The sequence below is a fragment of the Proteus sp. LHD240705 genome, assembly GCF_047921555.1.
Classification (GTDB): Bacteria; Pseudomonadota; Gammaproteobacteria; order Enterobacterales; family Enterobacteriaceae; genus Proteus.
The window spans coordinates 717,312-731,035 of sequence record NZ_JBLRMI010000001.1; the positions used below are offsets into that span (position 1 = coordinate 717,312).

Below are 13,724 nucleotides of genomic sequence, written 5' to 3' on the forward strand. Positions count from 1 at the left end.
TATGAAATTATCACTTCTTTTTATTTTTTCTCTATACACACTTTTTATTTCACTCCCAGTATTTGCGACATCAACATCTTGTAAAGATCTACAAAAACAGGTGAACCAGTCTAATAATATGCCCACTCTGTTAGAGTTTTATTATGGGCCTATAAAATCAATCATCATCACTAGTACATTACCTGAAAAAGGTCGATTTAAAGCCTATAAAGGTGAAATACAATTTGATGAATGTGGCTCTCTTACTAAATTTGATTCTTCTACGCAAGAATATATTCATGAGCGAATCGAAACAAATCTTGTAAGAATGTCAACACCTTATAATATCAAATATAAATACCAGCTAAAGAGCTTACACAAGATCTATACTCTCTATCTGAATGAAATATATGGTAAAAATAGTCAGAACCAACTAATAAATAAAACTTCTCATTTCTATGATGGAGATGGGACACTCATAGGAACCGATTTTTCAAAAATCGTTTATGATGGCAATAAGATTGCATCAGAAACAATTATTGAATCTAGTGCTGAAAATCAAGGAAGTACAATATATTATTCTTATGATAATAAAGGCCGCCTCTTAAAAGCAATTGATAATAATGAAGTAATGTTAGAATTTAATTATGGTGAAGATGATAAAATCTTACATCAAACGCAAATATTTACGAGTTTGTATGACGATATAAGAGAGTATGATAGTACTTGCCAAGAATGGGATAAATATAATAATTGCTTAACATGGAATATGGTAAGTGAAGTTAGAAAAGATGACACAATAATCGATACCAGCACAGCAATTGTATATAATAAATTTGAATATTATGAGTAAGTTACTAGTATTATAAATTATACTCTCTTTTAAATTTATAATGAATTTACATAACAAAGGCCACCTTATTAAATAAAGTGGCCTTTTATTGTTCTAATTTTCTATATTTTATTATGTATTACGATATTGAGTTTCAGCTTCATCAAAACGTTGTTGGTTTTCTTTACTCGGCTCTTTACCCATTAAACTGATGACAACGATAGCGATAGAGGCAAAGATAAAACCAGGAATTATTTCATATAACCCAAACCATTTATATTGCATCCACACTAACACGGTTAAAGCACCAATCAACATTCCAGCAAATGCACCATTACGAGTCATACGTTTCCACATTACAGAAATGAGGATCACAGGGCCAAAAGCGGCACCAAAACCAGCCCACGCGTTACTCACTAAATCAAGCACCTTATTGTTTGGATCACGCGCTAAGAAGATTGCGATTATCGCAACTAATAACACCATGCCACGCCCTACCCAAACTAACTCTTTTTGGCTCGCACTTTTACGAATAAATGGCTTGTATAAATCTTCAGTTAACGCACTTGCACAGACTAATAATTGACAGCTTAATGTACTCATTACCGCAGCTAGAATTGCAGACAACAGAATACCAGCAATCCATGGATTAAAGAGCAGTGAAGCCAGCTCCATAAAAATACGTTCATTTTTAGCTGTTACAGCGCCAGCTTGTGCTGGATTCATTTCAAAGTAAGCAATACCAAAGAATCCAACCGCAACCGTGCCACCTAAACAGAGGATCATCCACGTCATACCAATACGGCGTGCTTTACGAATAGTTTGATTAGAATCAGCCGCCATAAAACGTGCAAGAATATGAGGTTGCCCAAAATAGCCCAATCCCCATGCTAATAACGAAACAATCGCGATAAAATCAAGCCCTTTGAACATATCCAAATAAGATGGATCTTTTGCTTTAATGATAGCAACAGAAGTATCAATGCCGCCCACTGAGAAAATAACAATAATAGGTGTCAGGATCAGAGCAAAAATCATTAAAGTCGCTTGAACGGTATCTGTCCAACTTACAGCAAGAAAGCCACCTAAAAAGGTATATGCGATAGTTGCAAGCGCACCATAAATCATCGCTTCGTGATAAGGAATATGAAACGTAGACTCAAACAGCATTCCACCAGCAACCACGCCTGATGCACAATAGATAGTAAAGAAGGTAAGAATAACTAACGCTGAAATGATACGTAGCATTTTGCTTTTATCATCAAAACGCGATGTCAAATAATCGGGCAACGTTAATGCATTATTATTTTTTTCAGTTTGCAAACGTAAACGCCCTGCAACTAAACGCCAGTTTAGCCACGCGCCTAAACAGAGCCCAATAGCTATCCAACTTTCTGAAATACCAGCGAAAAACACCACGCCAGGTAATCCCATTAATAACCAACCACTCATATCTGAAGCACCCGCTGACAACGCAGTGACTACACTGCCTAATCGCCGACCGCCAAGAATATAATCATCAAAGTTTTTTGTTGAACGATAAGCAAGGTAGCCAATAAAAAGCATACCCAAGATATAGATCGTAAATGTAATTAGCATTGGCGAAGTTAAAGCCATAATTGCAGTTCTCCATAAATCTGTTTCCGATCATCGGTATGCTTTTGACTTGTACAGGAACGTTGCACTTCGTTGCGCATTAATGATCTTTTCAGTTTTTAATTAAAATAATTTCTTACAGCAACAGATAAAGCATTCACATCAATCCTAGAATAGGTTAACTGCATTTAACAAGAAATTAACGTTTAAATGTTTAAATTTTGTATATGACTTCACACTATTTGTCTTAATTCGAAGGTGTATTATAAATATAAACATCAACAAAATAAATATAATTTATTGATTTATATATAAATATATAGAGAAAATAAATTAGATCACTTTTAATCACCCACAAAACCTGACTACTTTCACATTATTTATAAATAAATTGTTAACAATGTTGCACAAAGTTGCAACATGAATGATATTAATAAAAATAACGGGTAACTGTACTTGTGAATTAGAAATAGAATATGAGGAGCACTGCATGAGTAGCACAACAATGGGTGTTAGACTTGATGAAGAAACCCGCAATAGATTAAAAGAAGCTGCACAGAAACTAGATAGAACATCGCATTGGTTAATTAAACAGGCTATTTTCAATTATCTAGAACAAGTTGAAAATAATCAGGTTAATCTTGGTGACTCAACATTTACAGAGCAAGATATTGATGAAAGCATTGAAACACCAACCGCTCATTATCAGCCTTTCTTGGAGTTTGCTGAACATATTCATCCTCAATCAGTTTTACGCTCAGCAATTACTTCTGCTTATCGCACCCCTGAAATACAAGCAGTACCAATGCTCTTACAACAAGCGACCTTACCTGAACATGAGGCGCAAGCAACGCATAAATTAGCCTATTCCATTGCCGAAAAATTACGTAAACAAAAAAATGGTGTTGGACGCTCAGGGTTAGTTCAAGGTCTATTACAAGAATTCTCACTTTCTTCACAAGAAGGTGTTGCCCTAATGTGTTTAGCAGAAGCTTTATTGCGTATTCCAGATAAAGCCACGCGTGATGCACTTATCCGCGATAAAATCAGTCATGGAAACTGGCGTTCACACGTAGGCCAAAGCCAGTCTATGTTTGTGAATGCGGCTACATGGGGCTTATTATTCACCGGTAAATTAGTTTCTACACATAATGAAGAAAAACTGTCTAACTCTTTAAATCGCATTCTCACCAAAAGTGGCGAGCCATTAGTCCGTAAAGGTGTTGATATGGCGATGCGTTTAATGGGTGAGCAATTTGTGACCGGAGAAACAATTTCTCAGGCTCTTGCTAATGCGCGTAAATTAGAAGAAAAAGGATTTAGCTATTCTTATGACATGTTAGGTGAAGCCGCTTTAACTGAAAAAGATGCCCAAGATTATTTAGTCTCTTACCAACAAGCAATTCACGCCATTGGTAAAGCCTCTAATGGCAGAGGTATTTATGAAGGCCCGGGAATATCTATCAAGCTTTCAGCATTACATCCTCGTTATAGCCGTGCGCAATATGAACGTGTTATGTCTGAACTTTACCCTCGCCTGCTTTCATTAACATTACAAGCAAAGCAATACGATATTGGTATTAATATTGATGCAGAAGAAGCAGATAGATTAGAAATCTCTCTCGATTTATTAGAAAAACTCTGTTTTGAGCCAGAATTAGCCGGTTGGAATGGTATTGGTTTTGTTATTCAGGCCTACCAAAAACGTTGTCCCTTAGTCATTGATTATGTGATTGATTTAGCACAACGTAGTCGTCGTCGCTTAATGATCCGTTTAGTAAAAGGCGCATATTGGGATAGTGAAATTAAACGTGCTCAAATTGATGGGCTTGAAGATTATCCTGTCTATACCCGCAAAGTGTATACCGACGTTTCTTATCTTGCTTGCGCAAAGAAATTACTGTCTTCACCTAATTTTATTTATCCACAGTTCGCAACTCATAATGCGCATACTCTTTCTGCAATCTACCATTTAGCTGGGCAAAACTATTATCCGGGTCAATATGAATTTCAATGTTTACATGGTATGGGCGAACCTCTCTATGCTCAGGTTGTAGGTAAGATAGCTGAAGGTAAATTAGGTCGTCCTTGCCGTATTTATGCCCCCGTTGGTACTCATGAAACGTTATTAGCTTATTTAGTGCGTCGTTTATTAGAAAATGGCGCTAATACTTCATTTGTTAACCGTATTGCTGATACCACAATTTCGTTAGATGAACTGGTCGCCGACCCTGTTAAAGAAGTCAATAAAATGGCTCAAACAGAAGGTCACGTTGGACTTTCTCATCCTAAAATTCCACTGCCTGATAAGCTTTATGGTGATGAGCGTAAAAACTCTCAAGGCATTGATATGTCGAATGAACACCGCTTGGCATCTCTCTCTAGTGCCTTGTTAACCTCAGCAACAGAAAAAATGCACTGTGAGCCAATACTTGGTGGTGAATTTAGTCAACCAGAAACATCATTAATATCTCAATCAGTACTAAACCCAGCAAATCATGCCGATATTGTAGGAACTGTCCGCGAAGCAACGCAAGCTGAAGCTGATTTTGCCTTAACGATAGCTCAAGAAAATGGTGAGATTTGGTTTGCAACACCACCAGCAGAACGCGCTGCGTTTTTAATTCGCGCGGCTCAGTTAATGGAACAACAAATGGGCTCATTAATGGGGATCCTCGTTCGAGAAGCTGGCAAAACGTATAACAATGCGATAGCTGAAGTACGAGAAGCAATAGATTTTCTCTATTATTATGCCGCTCAGGTTGAAAAAGACTTTGATAACAATACCCATCGACCTTTAGGCCCTGTGGTTTGTATTAGCCCTTGGAATTTCCCATTAGCAATATTCAGTGGACAAATTGCGGCGGCATTAGCGGCAGGAAATACCGTATTAGCCAAACCTGCTGAGCAAACTCCGCTAATTGCCGCTAAAGCAATTGCGTTATTTCATCAAGCAGGTATTCCTCGCGCTGCATTACAACTATTACCAGGGCAAGGCGAAACGATTGGCGCACATTTAGTTGCTGATGAACGTGTTCGTGGTGTGATGTTTACTGGCTCCACCGCTGTTGCTCATATTTTACAAAAAACACTAGCGGGTAGATTAGATAGTGAAGGTCGTCCAGTTCCTTTAATAGCCGAAACTGGCGGCTTAAATGCCATGATTGTTGATTCTTCGGCACTCACTGAGCAAGTGGTAACCGATGTAATGGCCTCCGCTTACGATAGTGCGGGTCAACGCTGCTCAGCATTACGTATTTTATGTATTCAAGAAGAAGTTGCTGATCACACAATTGAAATGCTTAAAGGTGCGATGGCTCAAGCAAATATTGGCGACCCAAGTCTTTTATCAACCGACATTGGTCCAGTTATTGATAAAGAAGCAAAAATAGGTATTGACCGCCATATCCAAGCGATGCGCACTGAAGGACATTCTGTTTATCAAGCGACTCATAATAGTTTGCCGAAACACATCGAGAGCAATAGTACTTTTGTTCAACCGACTTTAATTGAGTTAGATAAAGTCAGTTCACTGAAAAAAGAGATCTTTGGTCCTGTTTTACATGTTGTTCGCTACGCAAGCCAAGATTTGCCTACTTTATTAAATGAGATTAATTCCACAGGTTATGGTTTAACTATGGGAGTTCATACTCGTATTGATGAAACTATTGCGTATATTGCTACTCATGCAAAAGTAGGAAACTTATATGTAAACCGAAATATGGTAGGTGCTGTGGTAGGTGTTCAGCCTTTTGGTGGTGAAGGATTATCAGGTACGGGGCCTAAAGCGGGCGGACCTGCTTATTTATATCGCTTATTATCTAAACGCCCTGAAAATGCGACAACACAAACTTTATCGCGCCAAGATGCTTATCTCCCTCTTGATACTTCAATGCGTAATGGTTTGTTACAAACCTATCATAACTTTATGGCATGGTTAGTGAACAAAGTTGAAAAAACGTATTATGCTGCATTAGAAGATTACGCTACTGCCTCTCAGGCTGGTACATTGCGTGTATTACCAGGTCCGACTGGTGAACGTAATACTTATCAGTTAGTTCCTTGTGGCAACGTACTTTGCATTGCAGATAACGAAAAAGATGGCTTTAGCCAAATAGCAGGAGTATTAGCTTCAGGCTGTCATGCCATTGTGGTTAACAGTGCATTCTCGCAAAAAACATATCGTGAATTACCGGATGACGTTAGGAAATCTATCACTCTTATTGATAAATGGGATGATGATTCAGTTAAAATTAACGCCGTTATTTATCATGGTGATTGCGATCAACTTAAAGAAATTTGCCAGAAAATAGCGCAACGTAAAGGTGCTATCATTTCAGTACAAGGATTCGCTAGAGATGAGACAAATTTACTGTTAGAACGTTTATTACACGAGCGAGCCCTCAGTATTAATACAGCCGCAGCTGGAGGCAATGCAAGCTTGATGACGATTAGTTAATTACCCCCTCTCTTTCTCTCCTTATCTTTGAGACCACCTTTAAAGTTTGTTTTCTTAAAGGTGGTTTTTTCTTTTGTTACTCCATTTTTTCTAAAGAGATAGCCCAAAATATTATTTTTTTGAATGCTGTGACTACTCTCACTCTTTTTATATTTATTATTCGCGACGAGTTAGTTTCGTAAATATACTTACGCCCAAGTCAACCTAGAAGTTGATTTAATTATATCTTTATGAATACCTGAAACTTGCGCCCCACTGTGGGCGCTTTTTTTTATCTAAAAATAGGTTATTAGTGCAAATATCCTTATTAAAGGATAAATAAAAGACTTTTTTAAGATAAGAGGAAAAGCAGAAAGGTAAATAAAGTGTGATTATCAGCGACAAAAGAAAAAGGAGTAGGCTAGGCTACTCCTTTTAAGGTCTCTCTTGAGCGCAATTAGTGACTGCTACTCATCGATGGTGGTTCTTGGCACCAATCGAGATATTGCTCATACTTACGTAGCGCAATGTTGTAGTTACTAAATGCAGAGGGAGTGAGCTTTTTACTCAGGTCTGACTGAATTTTCTCTGTCGTAAATTCTTGACGCGGAAAATTAGTTGAAGTCAGTAATTCATCGAGCCGACGTAAACGAACCACATACTCACGAACAGTACTGTGGCTCATCTCCGTTTGTTCAAACAAATACTGCTTAAAAGACATAATGTCAAAGTAGTCAGTTTCACTATTACAGTAAATCTCACTACAGAAACGACATAGCGCAGAAAACTTCTCTTGTAACGTTTCCCACGTTTCATCATCAACTAAATCTGTCATTTCAGAAATGGCTTCTTTATTGATGACTTGGCGATTGAATACGAGAGAGATCCGATCAAGCGCCTTGTGGCAATGTAGACAATGAGTCTGGCTGTGTTTATAGTCTTTAATGTAACGGCTTAGCGGCCGTTTCTTTTGTGTTGAAACAGACATAAGAGATAAAGCCCTGTGTTGTAGTCTTAATAAACAAAAACAAAAATAAGCAAAACTTCTATTTCTCTGGGTTTAAGCGTGCTCGCAGCCTTTTTATGGCTTGGCTGTGTAGCTGGCTCACGCGGGATTCCCCGACATTAAGCACTGCGCCTATTTCTTTCAAATTAAGTTCTTCCTGATAATACAGTGTAAGAACCATTTTTTCCCTTTCGGGAAGCAATTCTATCGCGTCTATGACTCTTTGGCGAATATCACTTTCTAATAACATCTGTAATGGATTGTCATCATGATCTTCGTCTTGAGACGGTTCACAGCTTTCACCGTAAATTTCATGCCATTCGTCATAAGAGAACAATTGGCTGTTATTCGTATCCAATAGGATCTGCCGGTATTCTGCTAACTCAATCTGCAAATGATCAGCAACTTCCTGTTCTAATGGGGGTCGTCCTAGATCCTGCTCTAATTGATGAATAGAATGGGTAACTTCTCTTGCATTTCGGCGCACACTGCGTGGCGCCCAGTCACGACTACGTAGCTCATCTAACATCGAGCCACGGATACGTTGAACAGCATAAGTGGTAAAGGCAGCGCCTTGCATTGAGTCATAACGCTCAACCGCGTTTAATAACCCAATTCCACCTGCTTGCAAAAGATCATCCAATTCAACACTCGCAGGTAACTTGACCTGTAATCGTAATGCTTCATGGCGAACCAACGGGACATATCGCTCCCAGAGGCTATTTTTGTCCATCACGCCTTCGGCGGTATACAAATCACTCACAACAAAAGACACCTTTGGATAAAAGACCGGAAACCATTATCTGGCTAAATAAATTTAGCAATCGACTGAACAGTGAAGCAAAAGCGCCTCTTTTTCACCTATGCCAAATTTTCAGTAAAAATCGGGTTTTCATTGATAAATTAATTTGTCATTGCATTACGAGAACTACTTTACCCTAAAACATTAGCGACTAATCCTTAGAAAAACCGTTAATTAAATTGATATTTTCTCTCATTAAAAGAAATCAGCTCATAGAAAGTGCATTCTGTTCATAAAAAAATAACATATAAATCATAGTATTTTATTTTGTGCGATTTTAGCTTCTTGGGAGTCAGTTGAAATACTCATAAATGATTAATTAAAAAAACGATTGTTTTGATGATAAAACACCCACTACAAAATTTGCAGTGGGTGTTATTTGAGGATTATTTAAGATTGAAATTAACGCAGCAGTGATAATACGTTTTGAGGAATTTGATTTGCTTGAGCAAGGACAGAAGTACCCGCTTGTTGCAGTATTTGACCACGACTCATATTAGAGACTTCAGTTGCATAATCCGCATCTTGAATACGGCTACGTGATGCAGTTAGATTACTAACGGTGTTACTTAAATTCGTAATAGTAGAATCTAAACGGTTTTGTACTGCACCCATTGCACTACGTAAAGTATCGACTTGAGAAAGTGCATCATCTAATCCTTTTAATGGTGCATCGTTAATTGTTGGTGGGTTTTTAGGTTTAACTTCATTACCTTTAGTTAAACTCACTTTACCGCCAGGAATAAAGTCGCCAGTACTACTATCAATGACTTTTGATGTATCTGGGGTTGCTTCAAAAGTTTTGACATCACCATTGGCATCTTTTATCTCAATTACTAATTTAGTTTTATCTTCTTTACCAGTTGCATCCACTGCATAATAGACACCTTCTAAAGACTCACCTGTTGCTAAACTTGCTTTTAACGATGTAGTATCAATATCAATATCTTTTGATACTGGGTTTTTTACCTGATTAGTAACAGAGAAAGTTGATGCAGAACCACTATGTAATTTTTCTGGTTTAACAGAAAGATCTAATTTATCGATACCCAATGTAGTGGCATCGGTTTTTTTCAGATCAACACTGATTTGTTCTTTATCAAGCGCCCCCACTTGTAAATTTAATGTACTGTCTTCACTTAACACTTTTACGCCATTAAATTGAGTCTGTTCTGAAATACGATTAATTTCCGCAGTACGTTGATTCACTTCTTCCTGAATAGATTTAATATCAGAATCTGAATTAGAACCGTTTTTAGCTTGAACAGTTAACTCACGAATACGTTGTAAGTTATTATTAATTTCATTTAATGCCCCTTCTGTGGTTTGGGCAATTGAAATACCGTCGTTCGCATTACGAGAAGCTTGAGTCAAACCATTAACATTTGAGGTAAAACGGTTAGCAATCGCTTGACCCGCAGCATCATCCTTGGCGCTATTAATACGTAAACCAGAAGAGAGGCGTTGGATTGCAGTATTTAATACACTTTGAGAGCGATTTAAATTATTTTGAGCAATCAGTGATGTTGGATTAGTCATAATAACTTGTGGCATATAATATTCCTTCAACTTGATTTTAAAACATTTAATGAATAGGTGGGTTATTACGTCACTGTAATAACGTTGCCTAAACACTATCGTCATCAATTTTGAAGGATTTACGATTTTTGGCGTCGCGAAAATAGTAATAAAAGCCAGTCAGTTAATTTGCAAGGAATAATTTATTGTAGAAAAAAGCGAAATAGATCGGAAGAAAAAATAAAACTAAAAAAAGTAGGGCTAAATATAAAATACTGGGAGCCTGTATTCTAAATCTCGTGCAATAATTTCGCCTGAATGTGAAATTTTAAATTGTCTCATTAATGATAATCCTCATAGTGTAGAATATAGGCATCGCCGTTAATAAATTGAAAAGCAATACACCAATTAGCTCTTACTGTAATCGACCAATATCCTTCTCGATCACCTTTTAATTTATGAAGTTTATATATTTGCCGATTTAATTCGCTAATATCTTTAGCTATATCAATAAATTGTAGTCTATCATTAATTCTTTCTGCATCATTAGCAAGAACTTCTGATGTAACGCCTTTTTCAAAAAGTTGCTTCAATCCTTTATATTTAAATGATTTTATCATCTTTAAATCCGTATTATACGAGATGTAACACACACTAATGTGTCGTTATAATCACCACAACATAAAATGATTTTTATCGTTTTCTTTAGGAAAAATGCTATATGGACATAATTTTTAAAAATAGATGAAGGAAAAATATAAATACTTTTCAACACAAATGACAAAAAAAGGCCCTCTTACGAGGACCTTTTGAATATAGAAAGGTATCTTTTGTGTCAGAGTACGAATTAACGTAACAGAGACAGAACAGTTTGTGGTACTTGGTTTGCTTGAGCAAGTACAGAAGTACCAGCTTGTTGCAGGATTTGACCACGGCTCATGTTAGAAACTTCTGTTGCATAGTCAGCATCTAAGATACGGCTACGTGCAGCAGATAAGTTGTTAACAGTGTTGTTCAGGTTGTTGATAGTAGATTCAAAACGGTTTTGAATCGCACCTAAAGAAGAACGCATACCATCAACAGTGTTGATAGCTTCGTCTAACGTTTTCAGTTGAGCTTCAGCTTTTTCAGCTTTCTCAGTTGCAATTTTAGCATCAGCATCAGAAGTAACAGTAATTTCTTTACCTACGCTATATTCTACAGTTTTAGCATCACCAGCTGTTGCGCCATCTTTAACAGTAACAGTACCTTCATAAACTTTACCACCAGCAGTGATATACTGTTTACCATCATGTTCTGAAACTGCAGTAACTGCAACATCAGCACCAGCAATTTTAGCGTTACCAAAAGCAGCTACATCAGTACCTGTAGTTGCTTTTGCAGATAATGCAGCCAGGTCTTGATTACCAGCAGTAATTTGAGCAGCAGTCACACCAGTGAATTTAGTTTCTGCACCCACTTCTAAGTCTTTAACTTTTAAAGTTTCGCTGTCAACTTTTTTCAGATCAAATTCAATTTTTTCTTTGTCGTTAGTACCAACGTGAACGGTCATTTTTTCTTTTTCGCCGCTCAGTACTTTAACGCCGTTGAATTGAGTTTGTTCAGAAATACGGTCGATTTCTTTTAAACGCTCACCAACTTCTTCTTGGATTGATTTGATATCAGATGATGTGAAAATGATGATTAACGCTATTTAGCCTACAAAGCCACTATCCACGCCAGCCAGCAAATTTTAACTTTGCAGAATTTAGTCATTTTTCCTATCATTTTACATATATTATGTCACAATCTCGACACAACATGTAACACCTCCGCATTTTTAATTGCACCCCCTGCTATACTCTCCAAAAACTAATCGGCTCCAATATAAATCTCGCAAACTTAGCCCAAGAAGAAAAAGATAAAATTAATATCGATTTAGCTGTGTCGGGAGTTGCATACAAAGAACGCCTCAATATGCCAGCTGTTGCGTCCGAAGTTGAACGACAACAACCCACACATTTGAGAGCGTACTTTAATGAACGATTAGCATTTTATAGAGAGAGATGTAAGAAATTACCTGATAACAAGTCGGTGCAATATTTGAAAACATAATAGTGCCAATGCTCGATGGAACCGACTGACTTATATAATCAATCAGTTATCAATTTCAGGTGTCTTATTGCTGTCGTGATTTTTTCTCTTACACTTATTGATAAAGCATCATACTGACAGGATCACCCACCATACTCCCTCACCTCATGTGGCGTAGCATTATATATCGCGATGAGTTTTAACTATTTGTTTATTAAGATATATTCACCCTTCTCAGACCTAAAAAATGATTATACCTTCTTATAATCAGTTGATTACAATAATACTTTTATTAGTTTTTATAACCACATATTAGAGCTGTAAATATGATTCAGTCAGTATTCAAATATTAGCTGGGGAAATGGGAATAAGGTCTGAATTAAGAGATATGGTACAAAACCACAAAAGACTTGGAGTTTCACAGAAACATTATGATCGATATGATTATTTGAGGGAAAAACGAGAAACGCTTGATGCATGGAGCAAAAAACTCTCATTACTTAAAAAATTATAATTATTTTTATCCATATAAACCTAGACTATGATTTTTTAAAAAGCCTCAGCTAAGAGGCTTTTGATAAATAAAACTAACTAAATATCTGTACATCACTCTAATATTAATTCTGTTTTTCTGCTGCTAATACACCTACCCATGACTCCGCTTTTGTAGTTCCTAAAATATATTTATGATCATCTATATTTTCTGCAGAATTAACAAATTGAATATCCATTGCAGCTCTATCATTAGGAATAATACCATTTGATACATGCCGAGTAGGTGTTATTACTAAATTTTTAGTATTACCATCTATTTTAAATAATTCATTATTACCTATACGTGGGTCATTTTCAGTAATAACGCCTTTAACTATACCATTAGTATAATTCATTGTAATGTCTGCTGTTCTAACTACTGCGTTTATTTGGTCAGATCTGTGATCTAAAGGGCCATATACAAAACCATCTTTTTTACTATACACAGCATTTAAATCATTAGGTACATTTTCAGCAATAAGGTCTTTTTCAATAGAATAAATATAAGAAGCATAACTTGCTGTTCTATCAGCATCTAATTCAATTCGATACCCATAATATCCAACATCACCCAACAAACTAAATTGATGAGAATCGCCTTTATCAGTTACGAAAGTAATTATTTTTTCTTCACTAGATAAATAATTCTCATATGGATCTTTTGAACCTTCAATATTATAAACAGGAATATTTTCTTTCCCATACTCCCAGTTAGATTGGTATATCTTATCTATCTTACTACCTGTATATACTTTTTCTTTATTCTCTGATAACAATTTTTCATCCACAGATATTTCTTTATCGTTTGAAATTTCCGCAGCATCTTCTTTTTCAATTTTATTATATATTCTATTTGTTTCTTTATTTACTATCTCATTCACTGCTTTATTTACTTCTTTATTCACCACTTCATTTACTTCTTTATTCACCACTTCATTTACTTCTT

Annotated in this window: 9 protein-coding genes and 1 pseudogene; 3 read left to right on the forward strand and 7 right to left on the reverse strand. The window is 36.5% G+C overall.

What is annotated here, in order from left to right:
• Window position 1 precedes the first annotated feature (1 nt).
• Window positions 2-832: a hypothetical protein gene (locus ACNART_RS03340; protein WP_198632217.1), complete on the forward strand. Its 831-nt coding sequence runs from the start codon at window positions 2-4 to the stop codon at window positions 830-832.
• Window positions 833-943: 111 nt separating this feature from the next.
• On the opposite strand, the gene putP is transcribed toward ACNART_RS03340, so the two are convergent.
• On the reverse strand, window positions 944-2,428 hold the full coding sequence (gene putP / locus ACNART_RS03345) for a sodium/proline symporter PutP (protein ID WP_109374192.1): 1,485 nt from the start codon (window positions 2,426-2,428) through the stop codon (window positions 944-946).
• Window positions 2,429-2,897: 469 nt separating this feature from the next.
• Here putP and putA point away from each other — a divergent pair, with 469 nt between their 5' ends.
• Window positions 2,898-6,866, forward strand: coding sequence for a trifunctional transcriptional regulator/proline dehydrogenase/L-glutamate gamma-semialdehyde dehydrogenase (putA, locus tag ACNART_RS03350; protein ID WP_198625742.1), 3,969 nt, complete (start codon window positions 2,898-2,900; stop codon window positions 6,864-6,866).
• Between the two features lie 436 nt (window positions 6,867-7,302).
• On the opposite strand, the gene fliZ is transcribed toward putA, so the two are convergent.
• The 5 genes and pseudogenes from fliZ to ACNART_RS03375 all read right to left on the reverse strand — a co-directional run.
• Entirely contained in the window at window positions 7,303-7,833 is a 531-nt protein-coding gene (gene fliZ, locus ACNART_RS03355) for a flagella biosynthesis regulatory protein FliZ (RefSeq protein WP_088495242.1), read from the reverse strand.
• 58 nt (window positions 7,834-7,891) lie between these two features.
• Window positions 7,892-8,614 carry an RNA polymerase sigma factor FliA gene (locus ACNART_RS03360; RefSeq protein ID WP_036912728.1) on the reverse strand — a complete coding sequence of 241 codons (723 nt, stop codon included), beginning with the start codon at window positions 8,612-8,614 and terminating at the stop codon, window positions 7,892-7,894.
• A 441-nt stretch (window positions 8,615-9,055) separates the two neighbouring features.
• Window positions 9,056-10,207, reverse strand: coding sequence for a FliC/FljB family flagellin (locus tag ACNART_RS03365; protein WP_368926553.1), 1,152 nt, complete (start codon window positions 10,205-10,207; stop codon window positions 9,056-9,058).
• A gap of 305 nt (window positions 10,208-10,512) precedes the next feature.
• Window positions 10,513-10,791 (reverse strand): type II toxin-antitoxin system RelE/ParE family toxin, encoded by a 279-nt coding sequence (locus ACNART_RS03370; protein WP_198630074.1) that lies wholly within the window; start codon window positions 10,789-10,791, stop codon window positions 10,513-10,515.
• Window positions 10,792-11,018: 227 nt separating this feature from the next.
• Window positions 11,019-11,843: pseudogene (locus ACNART_RS03375) on the reverse strand (flagellin); the annotation flags it as partial.
• Window positions 11,844-12,037: 194 nt separating this feature from the next.
• On the opposite strand from ACNART_RS03375, the gene ACNART_RS03380 reads away from it, so the two are divergent.
• Window positions 12,038-12,265 carry a DNA polymerase III subunit theta gene (locus tag ACNART_RS03380; RefSeq protein ID WP_099075688.1) on the forward strand — a complete coding sequence of 76 codons (228 nt, stop codon included), beginning with the start codon at window positions 12,038-12,040 and terminating at the stop codon, window positions 12,263-12,265.
• 596 nt (window positions 12,266-12,861) lie between these two features.
• Here ACNART_RS03380 and ACNART_RS03385 read toward each other — a convergent pair.
• On the reverse strand, window positions 12,862-13,724 hold an 863-nt coding region (locus ACNART_RS03385), incomplete at its 5' end, for a hypothetical protein (protein ID WP_416303434.1).